11 protein-coding genes and 1 pseudogene are annotated in these 18,051 nt (G+C 53.7%); 5 read left to right on the top strand and 7 right to left on the bottom strand.

Annotation, left to right across the window (positions count from 1 at the left end; all coding sequences use genetic code 11):
* Positions 1-64 precede the first annotated feature (64 nt).
* The gene (locus AWT75_RS04545; RefSeq protein WP_062787730.1) at positions 65-445 is read left to right on the top strand and encodes a hypothetical protein; all 381 of its coding nucleotides are present in this window, start codon (positions 65-67) and stop codon (positions 443-445) included.
* A gap of 60 nt (positions 446-505) precedes the next feature.
* Here the strand turns inward: AWT75_RS04545 and AWT75_RS04540 are convergent, their stop codons facing one another.
* Positions 506-1,129: a response regulator transcription factor gene (locus AWT75_RS04540; protein WP_239689462.1), complete on the bottom strand. Its 624-nt coding sequence runs from the start codon at positions 1,127-1,129 to the stop codon at positions 506-508.
* The gene (locus tag AWT75_RS04535) at positions 1,126-3,495 is read right to left on the bottom strand and encodes a PAS domain-containing sensor histidine kinase (RefSeq protein WP_204376876.1); all 2,370 of its coding nucleotides are present in this window, start codon (positions 3,493-3,495) and stop codon (positions 1,126-1,128) included. The genes AWT75_RS04540 and AWT75_RS04535 overlap by 4 nt, the downstream gene beginning before the upstream one ends.
* A 278-nt stretch (positions 3,496-3,773) precedes the next feature.
* Here AWT75_RS04535 and AWT75_RS04530 point away from each other — a divergent pair, with 278 nt between their 5' ends.
* From AWT75_RS04530 to AWT75_RS04520, 3 genes and pseudogenes are all read left to right on the top strand, one after another.
* Complete coding sequence (locus AWT75_RS04530; protein WP_062787728.1) at positions 3,774-4,997, top strand: efflux RND transporter periplasmic adaptor subunit; 1,224 nt, start codon at positions 3,774-3,776, stop codon at positions 4,995-4,997.
* Positions 4,998-5,000: 3 nt separating this feature from the next.
* Positions 5,001-6,952: pseudogene (locus AWT75_RS04525) on the top strand (MacB family efflux pump subunit).
* 26 nt (positions 6,953-6,978) lie between these two features.
* Positions 6,979-8,352 (top strand): efflux transporter outer membrane subunit, encoded by a 1,374-nt coding sequence (locus AWT75_RS04520; RefSeq protein ID WP_062787726.1) that lies wholly within the window; start codon positions 6,979-6,981, stop codon positions 8,350-8,352.
* Positions 8,353-8,467: 115 nt separating this feature from the next.
* On the opposite strand, the gene AWT75_RS04515 is transcribed toward AWT75_RS04520, so the two are convergent.
* From AWT75_RS04515 to AWT75_RS04495, 5 genes are all read right to left on the bottom strand, one after another.
* Positions 8,468-10,495 (bottom strand): SDR family oxidoreductase, encoded by a 2,028-nt coding sequence (locus tag AWT75_RS04515; protein WP_062787724.1) that lies wholly within the window; start codon positions 10,493-10,495, stop codon positions 8,468-8,470.
* Positions 10,496-10,528: 33 nt separating this feature from the next.
* Complete coding sequence (locus AWT75_RS04510) at positions 10,529-12,805, bottom strand: class I adenylate-forming enzyme family protein (protein WP_062787721.1); 2,277 nt, start codon at positions 12,803-12,805, stop codon at positions 10,529-10,531.
* Between the two features lie 79 nt (positions 12,806-12,884).
* Positions 12,885-15,362, bottom strand: a complete 2,478-nt coding sequence (locus AWT75_RS04505) for a beta-ketoacyl synthase N-terminal-like domain-containing protein (RefSeq protein ID WP_082695950.1) — start codon at positions 15,360-15,362, stop codon at positions 12,885-12,887.
* A 46-nt stretch (positions 15,363-15,408) separates the two neighbouring features.
* Positions 15,409-15,855, bottom strand: a complete 447-nt coding sequence (locus AWT75_RS04500) for a DMT family transporter (protein WP_153013238.1) — start codon at positions 15,853-15,855, stop codon at positions 15,409-15,411.
* Between the two features lie 212 nt (positions 15,856-16,067).
* The gene (locus tag AWT75_RS04495; protein ID WP_062787714.1) at positions 16,068-17,441 is read right to left on the bottom strand and encodes a purine-cytosine permease family protein; all 1,374 of its coding nucleotides are present in this window, start codon (positions 17,439-17,441) and stop codon (positions 16,068-16,070) included.
* Positions 17,442-17,746: 305 nt separating this feature from the next.
* Between AWT75_RS04495 and AWT75_RS04490 the strand changes: the two genes are divergently transcribed.
* Positions 17,747-17,962: a hypothetical protein gene (locus AWT75_RS04490; RefSeq protein WP_062787712.1), complete on the top strand. Its 216-nt coding sequence runs from the start codon at positions 17,747-17,749 to the stop codon at positions 17,960-17,962.
* Positions 17,963-18,051 lie beyond the last annotated feature (89 nt).

Genomic DNA, 18,051 nt, shown 5'->3' with positions numbered 1-18,051 from the left:
GCCGCCCGCGTGGCGGTTTTTGTTTTGGGCTCAAAATTTTGCCACTCAGTTTGAAGGGGTGTGAATGAAAAAATTGGCCTTACTATTGTTGTCGTTGGGAATGCTCAGCGACCTGGCCCGTGCTGTTAGTGATGGAGGAATGTGGTTTGGTGCGGCGACCTATCTATGTGTTGCGCAGTATCCCGCTTATGCCGATTTGCCTGTCTTCCAGATTGATGAAGGTAGCCGTTCAATGCTGAGAGAGATGGGCAGGCTGCGTCCAATCTTGCTGCAATGTCAGCGTGACCGCACCTTGCCACTGCTGCCAGTTGCTCTGTGTGACGCCATAATGGCACACCAGCCGACAAGCAGAGTTGATTGGGATGCCGCCTATGACTTCGGCAGTCTGATCAGGCAACGCTATGAGCCAGCTATCCAGCAATGGCTTGACTGCATCCCGCGTTAGGCTGGCCTGAAATGCAGGCCAGCCTGTACATGCCCACCAAATTACTGATAGTGGCTCAGATCAGCTTGTGGTCGATGGCGTAGCGCACCATGTCGGCCACCGAATGGGCTTGCAGCTTTGCATCAGCCGCACCTTGTGGGTGCTGACAGTCTTGGCGCTGATGTTCAACTGCTGGGCAATTTCGTTGACGTTGGTGCCGTGCACCAGTCGCTCGAACACCTGGTATTCACGTTCGGACAGCTGGGTGTGTGCCGGGCGTGAGTCGGTCAGGCCGACTTCAAACACCATGCGGTCGGCCAGCTGCGGGTCGATGTAGCGGCCGCCGCTGGCCACCTTGCGAATGGCGGTCAGCAGCAGTGCCGGGTCGCTGTCCTTGGTGCTGTAGCCAGCGGCACCGGCCTTCAGGGCGCGGGCGGCAATCTGCACTTCGTCGTGCATGGACAGCATCAGGATGGCGGGTGGATTGTCCAGTGCGCGGATGCGCGGAATGGTTTCCAGCCCGTTGGTGCCGGGCATGGAGATGTCCAGCAGCAACACATCGGCACTGGTCTGGCGCAGTTGTTCCAGCAACTGGGTGCCATTGGTGGCTTCGCCCACCACGCTGATGTCTTCGGCTAGCGAAATCAGTTGCTTGATGCCTTCGCGGACGATTTTATGATCTTCGGCAATGATGACGCGAATCATGCGATTTCCCTTCCTTCTTCAACCGGCAGGCGGATGGTCAGGGTGCAGCCCTGATCCGGTTGACTGTCGATATCCAGTTTGCCGCCCAGCAACAGCACCCGCTCGCGGATGCCTACCAGGCCAAAGGAGCGCAGCTGGCGATGGGCTTGCGGGTCGAAACCCTTGCCGTCGTCGGCAATGCTCAAGGTGATGATGTCCTGCTGGCAGGTCAGCCCCACACTGACCGTGCTGGCCTCGGCGTGACGCAATACATTGGTGAGTGCTTCTTGCAGGATGCGGAACACGCCGATGGCGCGCGCATCGCTCAGGGCGATGGGGCTGTCCGGCACCGATACCAGGCAGGGAATGCCGCTGCGTTTTTCAAAACGCCGCGCCTGCCATTCGATGGCCGAGCCGATACCGGCATCCAGCACCGGCGGGCGCAAGGCGGTGGCGACGTCACGCACGATCTGGAAAGTCTGCTCGATCAGCTTTTTCATTGCCTGCAGGCGTTCTGCCAGCTTGCTGTCCTGCTGGCCGAAGCTCAGTTCGCACATCGAGGTTTCCAGCCGCAATACGGTAAGAATCTGGCCCAGTTCGTCGTGTACTTCGCGGGCGATGCGGGCTTTTTCTTCTTCGCGTACCGACTCCAGATGGGCCGACAGGCTGCGCAGCAAGCCACGCGATTCCGCCAGTTGCAGTTCGTTGTGCTTGTTGGCCGAGATATCCCAGACAATGCCGTCCCATACCACGTGGCCATCATCAAAGCAGCGCACGGTGGCCTTGATGTCTACCCAGCGCAATTGCCCGTTCTGATGCTGCATGCGGCCCTGCCAGGCCAGGTTGCGGTTGTGTGCGGCGGCATCCTGCCAGGCTTGCTGGTAGCTGCTGCGGTCCTCGCTGGCCACCACGTCCTGCCAGCCTTCCGGCATGCATACCAGGTCCAGCGGGCTGTAACCCAGCATGGCCTGGCTGGCGTCACTGACAAAAGCCAGCCGCACCGGGTGCTCGGCAGCGGGGCGCTCCAGCCGAAACACCATGCCCGGCACATTGCTGGCCATGCCCTTGAAGCGGGCTTCGCTTTCTTCCAGCGCGGCGCGGGCTTTCTGGCGCTCGGTAATGTCATTCAGATAAACCACCAGATATTCGGTGCGGCCAAACTTGAGAAAGCTCAGGGTGACGCCCACCGGCAGTACCTGGCCGTCGGCTTTCAGGCTGGTGGTTTCAAAACTGCTCAAGGCCTTGCTGCCGCGCAGCTGGTTCCACAAGTCCAGCCAGCTGCTGTTGTCCAGCGAGGGTTGCAATTCCGGCAGGGACAGGCTGAGCAGCTGCTCGGTCGGATAGCCCAGCATGCTCTCCACCGCGCGGTTGGCGTACTGGATGCGCCCGTCCCAGTTCACCCACAGAATGCCCACCGTACTGTTGTCGATGGAAAACTGGGTGAGGCGCAGCGATTCCTCGGCCAGATCCCGCGCTTCCAGTTCCATTCTTGCGGCCAGCAGGCGTTTTTCCGCCCAGCGCCGTTGCCGACGCTGGTGGCCGAACAGGCCGGCCAGCAGCAGGGCGGCCAGCAACAAGGCCAGGCTGGTGCGGTGCCAGAAGCTCAGCGAGTCGATCAGGCGCGGGTAGCTGGGCAGCATCCAGCGCGCATACAGCTGCTCCATGCGGATGCCGGGGATGTCCTGCAGCTGACGGTCCAGCACCGGCGGCAGTTCGGGCCAGTCGCGCCGTACCGCAATACGCAGCAAGTGGGTGTAGCCCAGGTCGCCCACCACCGCCAGGCGGGAGAATTCCGGTTCCTTCAGCAAGGTGGCCAGCTGTGCCTCATCCACGATGGCGTATTCGGCATATTGCTGTTGTACGGTTTGCAGCGCGGCACGGTCACTGGCTACCTCTACCCGCGGCAGTTCCGGGTAATTGCGTCGCACAAAGCGCAGTGCATCGCTATTGGCGTCCAGCGCCAGCCGCTCGCTGAGCGACAGCCGGTCCAGGTCTACCGCATTGCCGCTACCATCCGGGAAGCCGACAATCTTGTGTGGTACCCGCAGGTAGGGCTGGGAGAACAGCCAGTGATGCAGGCTGGCTGGCGTTTGCAGCATGCCGGGGGAGATATCGACTTCGCCATTTTCCACTGCACGGTCCAGCGCCTGCTGGTTGCTGAAGGTACGCCAGCTCAGGCTGACATCCATCTTGCTGGCCAGCAGCACCATCACTTCGACATCGGCCCCTTCCAGCAAATGGCTGCGCGGGTTGAGCTGGGCATAAGGCGCTTGCAGCACCACGCCCACCCGCCAGTTGCGGTGAGCAGCCAGCCAGTTGTGGGCGGCAGGCTGGGCGGCCATGACCAGTGAACAGAACAGGCTGATCCAGAGGGCGGTCAGGGCCAAAAGCAAATGTCGAAGGCGAGGAGCCGGTTGCATGTGAAGCCTGTATGCAATGGGGTAAGGGGAGGCCATGCCTGTTGCGCAACAGGTAGCGGCTGGCATGAGTGCGGCATACTTTACCCTGTAGTACGGGTTTTGCCAAAAATGCTGGAGGAAACCGGCTATTTATTGGCCGGAACCGTCTTTACGGTAATTAACACCAATTTACAGTGCATTAACCGCGAGGCAGGGGGCAAAGCCGGATACTTCGGTATCAAAACAGAAAGTATTCTTGTCCCTTCATGCCCCGTTTCATTGCATTGCATCGACGCAGCCTGCTGATTGTCACCGGTTTGCTGCTGGCTGTTGCCGCTTATCTGCTGTACCCCCGCCCGCCTGTGAATCACTATCTGACCGCCACGGTCAGCACTATGGATCTGGAAGATACCGTACTGGCCACCGGCACCATCAAGGCGCTGCGTGAAGTCAGCGTCGGTGCCCAGGTGTCCGGCCAGGTGAAATCACTCAAGGTGGCCTTGGGCCAGAGTGTGAAAAAAGGCGATTTGCTGGCGGAAATCGACCCGCGTACCCAGGAAAACTCGCTGGAAGATGCCCAGGCCTCGGTCAGCAGCTATCAGTCCCAGCTCAAGTCCAAACTAGCTGCCTTGCTGAAAGCGCGTCAGGACTTTGCCCGCCAGCAGCAGATGTTGGGGCAACAGGCTACCTCACAGGAAAGCTATGACAGCGCCAAAGCCACGCTGGATGGTGCAAACGCGGATGCCGAGCAGTTGCAGGCGCAATTGCAGCAGGCGCGCATCAGCCTGAAAACCGCCCAGCTGAATCTGGGTTACACCCGCATTCTTGCCCCGATAGACGGCGTCGTGGTGGCCTTGCCGGTGGAGGAAGGGCAGACGGTGAATGCCAGTCAGTCCACGCCGACGATGGTCAAGCTGGCGCAGCTGGATACGGTGACGGTAAAGGCGGAAATCTCGGAAGGGGATGTGGTGCGGGTGAAACCCGGCCTGCCGGTGTACTTCACCATTCTGGGCGAGCCGGACCGGCGCTATCAGGCGCGCTTGCGTTCGATTGACCCGGCACCGCAGTCGTATAGCGATTCCAGTGACAGTACCAGTACCAGCAGCACCTCCACCAGCAGCAGCTCCAGCAGTTCGTCCTCGACCGCCATTTATTATTACGGCCTGTTTGATGTGCCCAATCCGGGCCATAAACTGCGCATCAACATGACGGCACAGGTCAGTGTGGTACTCAGCCAGGCGCACGCCGTGCTGGCGATTCCGGCCAATGCGCTGGGTGTGCATGGCAAGGATGGCCGCTATGCGGTGCGGGTATTGCAGCCGGATGGCAGTGTGCAGCCGAGGGCGGTGAAGATTGGCCTGAACAATAATGTGCATGCCCAGGTGTTGTCCGGACTGCGTGCCGGCGAGCAGGTGATTGTGGGTGAGGCCAGCGCCACCGCCAGCAGCAGTAGCAGCGGCCACAACGGCCCGCCGCCGATGGGGATGTAAATCATGCACACCCCCTTGCTGGAACTGTCCGGCGTCAGCCGTGACTTTGTCTCGGGCGAAGACACGGTCACCGTGCTGGACAATATCAATCTGCAGATTCAGGCCGGTGAGATGGTGGCCATCATCGGCGCCTCCGGCTCCGGCAAATCCACCCTGATGAATATTCTGGGTTGTCTGGATGCCCCGTCGCGCGGCAGCTACCGCGTGGCCGGTCAGCCCGTGGCGGACATGGCCCCGGACCAACTGGCGGCACTGCGGCGTGAACATTTCGGCTTCATTTTCCAGCGCTACCATCTGCTGGGCGAGCTGGATGCCCTGCAGAATGTCGAATTGCCTGCCGTCTATGCGGGCAGCCCGGCAGCCGAGCGCAGTGCACGTGCTGCCAGCCTGCTGGCGCGCCTTGGCCTGGCTGACCGTGCCGGGCACAAGCCGGGACAGTTGTCCGGCGGTCAGCAGCAGCGGGTGAGCATTGCCCGTGCGCTGATGAATGGCGGCAAGGTGATTCTGGCCGACGAACCCACCGGTGCGCTGGACAGTGCCAGCGGCCAGCAGGTGATGGCCATCCTGCGCGAACTGCATGCCGAAGGCCACACCATCATTCTGGTGACGCACGACAGCAAGGTGGCGCAGCATGCCGACCGCATCATCGAGATCGGGGATGGCAAGGCTGGTGGCCGAACACGCGCCGTGCGGATAGCGTCGCGCCCATGGCGCTACAAGCGGACGCTTCCCGGCCGCAAGCCAGTAGCTGGCGGCTGCTGCGCGAGCAATTTGCCGAGGCCTTCGGCATGGCCTGGCGCGCGCTGATGGCACACCGGCTGCGCTCGGCGCTGACCATGCTGGGCATCATCATCGGCATTGCCTCGGTGGTGTCGGTGGTGGCGCTGGGTACCGGTTCCAGCCAGCGCATTCTCAGCGACATCAGCTCGCTGGGTACCAATACCATCAATATCTATCCCGGCAAGCATTTTGGCGACCGCAAGGCCGACGCCATCCATACGCTGACCCCGCGTGATGCCACGGTGCTGGCCGAGCAGCCCTTTGTCGACAGTGTCACCCCGGAAGTCAGCGACAGCGTGACGCTGCGCTATCGCAATGTGGCGGTTACCGCCCAGGTGAAAGGCGTGGGCGAGCAGTATTTCCGCGTGCGCGGCGTGTCCATGGCGCAAGGCCGACCATTCGACGCGGTGGCGGTCAGCCAGCAGGCGCAGCAGGTGGTGATAGACGAAAACAGCCGCAAGGCCCTGTTTGCCGATGGCGACGACCCTATCGGCAAAGTCGTCCTGCTGGGCAAGCTGCCCTGCCGGGTGGTGGCCGTGACGCAAACCCAGAAAAGCGCCTTCGGCACCGACGAAAACCTCAATCTATGGCTGCCCTACAGCACGGTGATGTACCGCATGCTGGGTCAGGATTACCTGAAAGCCCTCACGGTGCGGGTAAGTGACAATGTGTCCACCGCTGCCGCCGAGCAAAGCCTGGTGGCGCTGATGACCCGTCGGCACGGCACGCAGGACTTTTTCGTGATGAATACCGACAGCATCCGCCAGACCATTGCCAGCACCACCGCCACCATGACACTGCTGGTTTCGATGATCGCGGTGATTTCGCTGGTGGTTGGCGGTATTGGCGTGATGAACATCATGCTTGTATCCGTTAGCGAGCGGACCCGTGAAATCGGCGTGTGCATGGCCGTGGGTGCGCGCCAGCGCGACATCATGCAGCAGTTTTTGATCGAGGCCGTGCTGGTATGCCTGCTGGGTGGCGCGCTGGGCGTGGCGCTGTCGCTGGGCCTTGGCGTGCTGGTGGCCCGCCTGGCCAGCTTCAATATGGTTTACTCGCTGTCGTCCATTGTGGCGGCCTTTGCCTGCTCCACCCTGGTGGGCGTGTTGTTCGGCTATCTGCCGGCCCGCAATGCCGCACGGCTGGACCCGGTCGTGGCGCTGTCCCGTGAATGAGCGTTGCTTCAGAACAGAATGACAGAATGAAAGCATCAAACCCCATCTTGCTGGCCTGCCTGCTGCTTGCCGGCTGTGCCAGCATCACCGCTACGCCGTATCAGACACCGGCGCTTGCACTGCCCGCACAATGGCAAACCAGCACGCAAGGAACGACCCGTCCCGCGACAGCAGGGGAGTGGTGGCAACAGTTTGGCGATGCCGAGCTGGACGCGCTGATCAAACAGGTGCTGGCACGTAATAACGACCTGGCCGCCGCTGCCATCAAGGTGCGGCAGGCCATGCTGCAGGCAGACCTGGCCGATACCGACCTGGCACCCACGCCATCCTTCAGCCTGTCCAGCACGGCCAGCCGGCGTGTAGGTGGCGATGCCGTCAGCAGCCAGAGCCACTCAGCCAGCTTGTCGGTCAGCTATGAACTGGACTTGTGGGGCAGGCTGGCACACCAGAGTGATGCCAAGGCCTGGGAGGCGCGTGCCACGGTGCAGGACATGGCCAGCAGCCGCCTGAGCCTGATCGGCAGCACCATCAAGCTGTACTGGAAACAGGCCTGGCTACGCCAGCGGCTGGCGCTGGGGCAGGCCAGCATCGACTACCAGCAGCAAGCCTTGCGACTGGTGCTGGCCAAACAGCAGGCCGGTGCGGCGGCCGAGCTGGATGTGCTGACCGTGCGGCAAAGTCTGGCCAGCCAGCAAGCCAGCCTGCACGACTACCAGCAGCAACTGGCCGAGACGCAAAACGCACTGGCGATACTGCTGGATGGCCCACCCAAGGGTGACATCGCCTTGCGCGCCAGCCTGCCAATGGCGGATCTGCCAGACGTGCCTTCCGGTTTGCCGGTGGCGCTGCTGGCGCGCCGTCCCGACCTGCGGGCTGCCGAATTGCGCCTGCGCGAAACACTGGCAACAGGCGACGCCACCCGTGCTTCGTACTATCCCGATTTTTCCCTGACCGGCAGTCTGGGCAGCAGCAGTACCCGCTTGGCGCAGGTGCTGAGCAACCCGCTGGCCACGCTGGGTGCAGGCATCACCTTGCCGTTCTTGCAGTGGCGGCAGATGAAGCTGAACAACAGCATCAGCGAGGCTGACTACCAGCTGGCGGTGGTGAACTTCCGCCAGACTTTGTATTCGGCATTGGCTGACGTGGACAATGCCTTGTCCGCCCGCCAGCAGTACCGGCAGCAGGGCGAACGGCTGACCCAGGCTGCTATGCTGGCCGCGCGGGCGGAAAAGCTGTACCAGCTGCGTTATCAGGCGGGTGCGGCTCCGCTGAAGGACTGGCTGGATGCGCAAGAAACGCGCCGTACCGCCGAGGTAAGCCTGCTGGAAAACCGTTACAACCGGCTGGTGAATCAGGTAACGCTGTATCAGGCTCTGGGTGGGGGCACGCAACTGCGCTAATCGGGAACGTGCCAGAACAAGCTCCAGCCAATGACCACCTAAAGATGCGATTGCTCTGGTCGTTGCCCTCTCTGGAGGCTTCGTCCTTAGCCAGCATGTGGGGAGTGTTGAGTTGTCAGTATCCTCTTTTGCAGCTTGCCCGGCTGAATTCTTCTACCATAGAAGCCAACTGGGGCTTGTGATAATGAGAGAAGTGATCTCCGTACTCATCGACTACTACATTTCCGGTGGCTCCTCGAATCATTTTTGCCAGTTCGAGAGCATTGGAAAAGTGAGCAATGTTGTCGTTTTTGCTCGTATAGATCATTACGGGTTGCTCGATATCATTGCAAAGCAACTTAAGGGCGCGTTCGGTGATGTTCGTATATTCAATCAGCGTATTGGCATAATTGAAAATAGTTTTTGGATTTGAAAAGGGAGCACTTATTAGTCGCATTAACGTCATGTTGTCTGTAAGGTTGACAAAATTTGAAATTAGACTTGCTGCCTCATTCGACTCTATCAATTTCGTAGGCGAAAACATCAGTTCATAATAGAACTCTGCTGTATCCATGCTCTCAGCAATTCGGGGCAGAACCCGCTGTGTGCTTGTCTGAAAGGCTGTCATTGAAGAACTGATCTTTCCAGAATTTAAGGTATCTGGATTCAACAGGACACCAGCTTTAAACACGTCTGCTTGGCTGGCTAATGCGTGAAGACAAATGATCACCCCAGTGCACCAGCTGACTAGAGTTGCCTCCTTTACGTCTAGAGCCGAACAGATATCGCAGAGGTCTTTCAAATGTGCTGACGTTGCGATGTGCTGATAATCGGATTGTGTCGCATGCATAGGCAGGCGCATATTCCATGTAATGACGCGATGGCTCTTAGACAAGACTCTCGCAAAGGGCAAAATAATCTCTGGTGTCATGCCAACCGCATTCACTAAAACGATGGTACTTGGCCCATTCCCCATCACGTAAGCGGGTAGATCTATTCCATCACGGTTTTTTAAGGAGACAATCTCGAAGTCACTATTAAATTCGGCCTGCTCATTAAGTCCATCAACAAAGTTTTTGACATAACTTGACAAGTCTTCAGATGAGAGTTCAGGTTGCGGGGCGATTTCTCGGAGAAATTCTTTCCTATGACTTGTATATTGAAGATAGAAATTACTCCTTCTAGCAAAGAATCGCTCAATGCCAGAAGGGTCGGTGGGGTTCGCGCCGAGTAAGAACGAGAATGTGTAGCAGGAAGTTATGACATTAAATAATTCCTGGCAGTTGAAATTGGTCGAGTTTGACAGGTGAAATATTTTTCCGGACTTAAAGTATTTATTACGAATGGCTATGGCATCGTTAACAACATAGTCGACTGGGGCGAAGTTGATGTGACTATCCTGGGTGCCAGTGCAACGTATCGGCGCTGTAGCTCTACGTAATAGATTGGCAGATAGATGAATAGCTTCGATCAGCCCATATAATCCGGTATTGTTGTTTCCACATTTGTGTGTCGTTGTCGGGCCAACCACAACTGATGGGCGCAATAGCGCATATTGAATTGCATGTTCGGAACAGAAATTTGAGACCTCGTGTTCTGCCTGGCATTTCGAAAATTCGTACCAGTTATTGAAAGGCCCGTCCGTGGAGTGAAGGGATTCTTCGATAGGCCCCGTTTTTTTGCCTGAGGTATAAGCGGTAGAAATATAGAAGAAGCGTTTTGCACGTATTGCCAGTGCAGTCTGTAGTGCGTTTTTTGTGCCACCAAGATTTGCTAAAATGATCTCTTCTTTATTTTTGTCTTCGTATTTTAGACTTGCTGCATAGTGCCAGAAGTCACTTATGCTATTTTCTCGTATGATTTCCAGTGTTTTTTGGTTAATTCCACAAATGCTGTCGACCATATCGCCAACAACTATTCTGATTTTTGCTAAGTCATTGACGTTGAGTGCAAGGCCGACGTCAGCTGCTGCAAGCTCAAGCGATCGGATCACGCGCTCTCTCCCTGCGTATGCATTGGCGGCCCTTACCAGAACGTAGATATCTCCGAAATCCGACTTTAAATATCGAAGCAAAAATTGTCTCCCCAGAAAGCCTGTCGCTCCTGTCATGAAACTGATACCCTTGTTTTCAATACCAAATGCTTGAGATTGAATGTCGCTCACGGAGAATATCCTATCTTCTAAATAATCAAACTATTAACTGAACCATGGCTTGGCAGTCATGCCTCTTGAGAACGAATAAATGTACATCTTTGGAAGGTCCGGGCAAATAGTGCTTAAGCACGGGTCGTTATAGGTGAGAAATACAGAGTCACTAAATTCATCAGCATATAGTTTTTTTTCAATACTGCAAGTGTGGAGGTAATTGCGTAATCCATCTTCGATGTTTCCAGATTCGACATGGCGTTGGGCTGATTTCTTCAGCATTTCAACAGCTATATAACCTAAACCAAGCTTACTTGTTAGTTCTGCCAAACTTAAAGTTGTGCTTCTTTTTAGTAAGTCGTCAGGATTTATTCCATTTTTATTCCAGATGTCAGATGCGCGTACGCAGTTGAATCCATGCTGCGCAGCTATTTCTTCTATTTGTCGAAAGTACTGGTTAACTCTGATGGTTGATTTTCCGTTCAATTTTGCATGTATATCTGTAAAAATAAATGTGATTTCGGCTTTCAGGGGTTGGTGTAAACATGTAACTTCCAGTATTTCCTTAATTTTTTGCATGGCACGCACGTCGTTTTCATTAATTTCATTGCGTTGCCCTGCGCCCCAATATGTCAAAAAGTGTAATGGCAAGTCACGTAATATTCGTGATTGAAATTGATCTATGATTTCATTTTGATTGCTACAATTTGCCCGTTTGAATCTGTTCGTGTCTATGGCCTGGAGCGCGGCTCGCGCGTAATCGCCACCAGCTTTTTTTCGTAATTCGATTATGGAAATTTTTCCTACGTCATTCATTGGGAATGAATTAAGCCGAACAAATGAGTTGGGCATGTAGTCAGCCTGAAGTCCATTGCGTATGAATCGTCGGAGATCAATTTCATTAGGTGGGCAAGAGTTGCGAGAAATGTAAGCTGTGACTACTCTTTCGCCGAGCAGATCATCGTGAATTCCTACGGTCTTGCAGGCGTATATGTCGGGGTGTCTTCGCAGCAGAGAATCTATAACCTCCGGCATGATATTTATACCAGCTCGAATAATTATTTCTTTCTGCCTTCCGATGATACGAATATTGTTGTTTCCATCAATATAACCAATATCACCTGTGTCGAAATGTGCACCATCCTGGATCGACTCTCGAGTCTTGCCTCTGTATCCCTTGAACAGGAGTGGACCTTTATAAAAGATTGGACCTAACTCCAGTTGATTTTTATTACTATTGCTAAGTTCAGTATTTTGGGTAATAACACATATGCCGTCCCGCTTTGGAATGTGGATTTCACCCAGGAGTATTTTTCCAACGGCCTCATAATCGGGCATCTCCTGCGGTACGGTGGAGGCGATCCAGCAAGTTGTTTCGGATAAACCATAGCCTTGGTATATTCTGCATCCGAGGCTATCCTCTGCCTCTTTCCACAAAATGGAACTTAGCGGTGCTGCACCGCAGAAGATAAAACGCATCGATTTAAGATTTTGCTTACTCTGTTTTTTCCTTAAAATAAATGACAGCAATGTTGGTGTTAGGCTGGAGATGCTTGCATTAATTTCATGAAGAGCTGATATTGGATCTGCTTCTTTTACGATATTTTTGTAGACGACTGTAGCACCTGCAAGTAATGCCAGGCAGCCAGTCATCATTATTGCGTTCATGTGTGACCATGGTAATGTGCAATGAATTTTGTCGTTTGTTTGGCATTGATATCGCGCTTGAATAGCTGCAGCATTAAAGACTAGTGATCTTTCGCTCAGTTGTACATATTTGGCTTTTCCTGTAGTGCCTGAGGTCTGTATCAGAAGGCAGGTGGCCTCTGATAAGTCATTATTTTCTTGAATAGCCTCGATGTGGGTGTCACGGACGTCGTACACAATTGGGTTAAATTCATATTCTGAGGGTAACTCAATGTAATTATCAATATTTGCCTGTTCGATGCATGCGGTAGCCAAGTCACTAGTAGATATTACGAGTCTGGGTTTTAGTAATTTGATTGCTTCTTTGATCTTGTGGGTGTCTTCTCCGATCGGTGCCAGAACCAGATTGTTTTGTATGCACGCCGCTAATAAGGGAAGAAAATCTTTTGATCTTGTCAGAACCAGACAGATTACGCTTTTGGCTGGCAGGCTAGACAGGCAGACCATCAGCTGCTTGGCCCTCTCGTTTTGCTGGCTGAATGTGATACTTTCATCGCGCTCCGGATCTTCCCATGCAATACATGAGCCACTGCGGACAGCGTGCATTTTGAGCTGCTCTCTTATGGTCGGTGGATACTGTGCTAGTTGTTTAATTTGCCTGTCGACACCAAGGTGGACCAATTTTTCTTCTCCTTATTCTGGAAAGGATTAATTGCAAAACCGAATTCGTTCTTTTGATTGACGTCATTGTATGGTGCGATTATTTGCCCCCCAGCTTTAAAGCTATTTGCTGTATAGAGAATCTCCGGTCGATGTCGTCGGGGTTGATTTTTTTCCCCAGTTTTTCTTCCAGGGTGAGACTTAACTCGAGTGCTGCAAACGAATCCACACCCAGCGACCCCAAAGTATCAGACTCCATGATCTGTGCTTTCTCTATGCCAACGAGATCTGAAATAATGGTTATCAATGTCTGCGTCACGTTGTGTGGGTTTCCGGCTTGTAGCTCAGCTTGTACATGATCATTAGATGATGAAGAGTTGGGAACGAATTTTCCAGAAAGCCTTCGCTCGGTGACGCCCTTGATTACGCCGATCACTTCACCATTCATCTCTGAGAAAAATATATAATCGGTGACGAATTCATTTTCGCTAATTGAATGGGCTCTAGCAGACCCAAGACACCAGAGCGTTTGTACATCACGCCAATCGATATCATTAATGTCTATATAGTCAGCTGAAGTCAGTAAAAAACCATCATTAGCCAAAATATTCCGATCTGCATGGTCAATGCGAAAAACATGCAGGCAGGAATCAAGCAGGCAAACCTCTCTATCGCTTCGATCCTTCAGATTTCCGGTTAGATCTGAAATCAATCCGAGTGCGCCATATGGGGTTCGAACTGCATGCCTGAGATTCTGAAATGCAATGCCATGGCTGATGATTTGGCCAGAGGTGTATTCAATCGCGACGGGTTCCTGACTGAGTTGTAATAGGGTGTTTAGTGTGATTTTTTCATCAATGCTCTTTTTGTTGATGATAATTGCAGTGGCATGCACACTCGGTTCCCATTCATCTGTATTCCGGCTTTCTATACGCAAAGACCATGAGTCGTCGAGTTTGTTAGCAATAAGCCTTAGAGATACAGGTCCAGTCAAGATCAGCTTTTTCTGAACTCGTACGGATGAGAGTGCCCATTCGGATGGTAGATCGAGATTGGCAGCGATCGATCTAAACAGGTGTATATAGTAGGTCGCAGGTATTAGGGGTTGATTGTTCAACTGGTGGTCGTTGATCCAAGGATAGCTCTCTTCCTGAATTACTATTTCATAGACTTTCAATGCAACTTCATCGGTAACATGCACGCCAAGATTTTCGTGAGCTTGGTATTTTGCCAAACTGTTAAGGCCGCTCCACAGCAGTTTTTCGTGTGGCTGGGATTGTGTGGACTGAGGTTGATGATTCTCCACGCTGGCACGCATGGCTATCGAAGGCTCTTCAAGTAGAACAAATGCATTTGTTCCACCCATGCCAAATGAGCTCACACCGGCCCGACGTGGCTGCAAGTTGGATGAATACCAGTCTGTCAATCGGGTCGGCAAGTAAAAAGGGCTCTCTTTCGTTTGCAGCCAGTCGTTGCCTACGATGTCTGGCGTATGCACGCCATCCAGCATCGAGTAACAGGCCTTGATGAGGCTGACCACTCCGGACGTGGCTTCAAGATGTCCGACGTAGGGTTTACTCGCGCCTAGGGCACAGTAGGAAGTTGCAGGTGATAAACCGGAAAACATCGATTCAAGTACCTGTAATTCAACCTTGTCTCCCACGGTGGTTCCTGTGGCATGAGCCTCCAGCAGCCCGATCGACGTAATGTCGATGTCTTTTAATACGCGTCCAATCAGTTCTTTTTGCCCTTCAGTGCTGGGGGCAGTAAATGAAGACTTTCTGGCTCCGTCACTATTCAGTCCAGTTGCCTTAATAATGCCAAACACTTTGTTGTTGTCATTTATAGCCTTGTTCAATTTTTTGAGTACAACTACGGCTGCTCCGTTACCGTGCACGGTGCCGTCTGCAAGTGTCGAGAATGGGTAACAAGCTCCGGAGCGTGAAAAAATGCTGCCGTCTATCCATTTGTATGCCCGCAATTGGGGCCACATTATTGTTGCGCCACCCACTACTGCCATGTCACAGTCATCGTTTTCCAATGCCAGACAGGCTTGGTGCAGACCGATTAATGTACTGGCGCAGGATGCTTGCACATTAATGGCCGGCCCCCGGAGGTCCAGCATATAAGCGCATCTGAGCGCAATATAGTCCTTGTCGTTGGTGAGTGTTGATTGCAGACCGTCAAGCGTATGTAAGCTGGTATCGATATGTCCACGAGTAGTTGGCAGATACGTGTTCATCGGCATGGAGGCATAAATACCTATATGTCGGTTGAATGAGCTATCGGTAAATTTTTTCTGCTCCACGGTTTCCAATGCGTCAGCCACGCATTCGGCAAACTTCCTGTGTTGCGGGTCAATGAGTGTCGCTTCTTTTTTTGTAATTGCGAATCGTTCATAATCGAATTCGTCGGATCCTTCCAGAAAGCCGACAGCCATGTGCATTCCCTGTTTATCGGCTTCTTGAAGTCTGGTTATCATTCTCTTTCCCATTTTTATGTTCTGCCAAAAATCTGCTGCATTCTTCGCTCCTGGCAGTTGGCAGCTAATTCCTACGATTGCAATGGGTGAGTTCATTTGGCTTTCTCCGGTTGTGTGAATTTCAATTTGAGTAATTTGATCTTTATTTCCATTTGATTATAAATACTCCGGCAATCAAAAAAATGATGCCGACAATTCGATTGGTATTTAATAGTATTGGCGGCGTGCTGAACGCGCCAAAATGGTCTAGAAGTGCAGCAGAAATGATTTGTCCTGTTAATACCAGAGCAGTGCTTTGACCAAGTCCTAGTTTTGGAGTCGTAAATGCAAGGGTGCTGATGTAAAAGACAGCGATAAAACCGCCACCCCAGGCAGTTATGGGTGCAGAGCGAAAATTGTCTAAGCTCAGACTAGGGCGCTGAATGCAAATAAGAAGCAACATTCCAATAGTTGCTGCGATCATGAAAACTATTTGTGCAGTAACAAGTGCATTGCCAGTAATTTTAGTCATTTGGACATTCATGGCGGTCTGAATGGGAATCAACATTCCTGCTGTAAATACGAAGCCAATATAAATTAAGTAATTCACGCATTACCTCCGATATTTCATTTGCCGATTTGCAGTGATTCATCAATTTCGTTGACTTGCCTTATTGGTTTGCTATGCTGCGAATAGCATTGTTGCATAAGACGGTATTGATCAATTGAGGGCAGAGGTATCGCGCCAATCGACCCAATTTGAGAATCAAATGCGATTCTTCAAATCCCTCAGGCTGGACTCGCCAGAGACTTAACAGGGCGTCAGACTGTCAAGTAGACCGTCTGCGCCGGGACGCGCGTAGTGCGTTTGGCCCATGGGTAATAGACAAACGTCGTCACCAGTAAACCCACAATCCAAGAAATATCTGTATTGCCCAGAAGCTTGACGGCAAAGCCGGTGTACATGGCCTGGTTGATGAAAGGCACCTGCGATAGGATGCCTACCCCGTAACTCACGAGCGCCGGCAAGTTGTAAGTGCCATAACGACCATCTGGTAGATACAGTGCGGGGATGTCCACCTTTTCACAGGAGATCAGGTAGTAATCAATTAGATTCACCGCACTCCAGGGCACAAATGCCACCAGCAAGAGCAAGACGAAGTTCTTGAAGTTGGATAGAAAATCATGACTGGCAAATACTGCCAGTACGACGCTCAGCGCAATGAACAAGACAATTACCAGGGAGCGTGCCTTAGTCGAAAAACTTCTTGCGCCGCTCATGCCGCTGACGATGGTGAGCGAACACATGAGCCCACCGTAGGCATTCAGGCAATTCACCGTCAGCTTGCCCGCCACTATGGCAAAGTAGATCACCATGGCCAGTACCGGTCCGGCTAGCTCGCCCATGAAACCCACTTGGTTCTTGATGAATGAACCACCTGCGCCCACTACCAGCACGCCAAAGCTCATCGCGCACTGCGCGCCAATGGTTGTGCCGAGAAACACAGGCCAGAAGACCTTGCCGGTAGGCGTATCCGCCGGCAGATAGCGCGAGTAATCGGCCACATAGGGTGCAAAGGTCAGTTGCCAGCCAGCAGACAGCGACATTGCCAGTAGTAACTGGCCGATATCACCAGTCGGGCCGACAAGCAAAGTGTCCAGCGGATGTGTAGACAGCAAGCGCCAGGCAAGAAAACCGAAACCGAAGATACTCACCGCACTGGCGATGCGACCCAGCTTGTGGATCACGTTGTAACCGGCAATGGCGATCACTCCGGTAATCAGGCCAAATACCACCATGCCCAAAGGCGAACCATCCGTACCAAGGATGCGGTTGATGGCCTGGCCGGACAATACGGTGCCTGTAGTGGCAAAGCCCAGATACATGAGAATGGCTAGTAGTAAGGGCAGGGCCGCACCTTTCACGCCAAATTGCACCCGGCTGGTAATCATCTGCGGCAAACCCAGCCGTGGCCCTTGCACGGCATGCAGTGCCATCACAGCCCCGCCCAACAGATTGCCCAGCAGCAAGCCCAACAAGGCGGTAACGCCATGCACGCCAAACACTACCGCCAGCGCACCATCCACAATGGCGGTGATTTGTAGATTAGCGCTCAGCCACAGTGTGAATTGCTGAAAAGGCTGACCGTGGCGCGCGGTGTCCGGCACCCAGTCAATCGAGTACTTGTCTTTCATGCTTTCCTCCTGTGATCAGGTGCATGGCAATTCCCGTTTTTCACGCTACGAAATCCGTATGCATCGAGCTGCGGGCATGCCATTTGATAATTCTCTGAGCGAATACCTCGAATGAAAAACTGCCTACCTTGCCAGGTAGACAATAGGTGAAATCACGCTCCCGCCGCCGGTTTGGACGATCTGCCTTGAGTTGTCCCTTTACCCATTTCTAATAGGCATAGTCCTTTAGCATTGTTGCTCGTGGTGCGTACTACCTTGCCGCTCTGGGTGCCGGCATCACCTTGCCGTTCTTGCAGTGGCGGCAGATGAAGCTGAACAACAGCATCAGCGAGGCTGACTACCAGCTGGCGGTGGTGAACTTCCGCCAGACTTTGTATTCGGCACTGGCTGACGTGGACAATGCCTTGTCCGCCCGCCAGCAGTACCGGCAGCAGGGCGAACGGCTGACCCAGGCCGCCGTGCTGGCGGCGCGGGCGGAAAAGCTGTACCAGTTGCGCTATCAGGCGGCGCTGCACCACTGAAGGACTGGCTGGATGCACAAGAGACGCGCCGCACCGCCGAGGCAAGCCTGCTGGAAAACCGTTACAACCGGCTGGTGAATCAGGTAACG

Origin of the sequence: Aquitalea pelogenes, assembly GCF_001515305.1 — a bacterium.
Taxonomy (GTDB): Bacteria; Pseudomonadota; Gammaproteobacteria; order Burkholderiales; family Chromobacteriaceae; genus Aquitalea; species Aquitalea pelogenes.
This window is presented reverse-complemented; position numbering and strand designations above follow the sequence as displayed.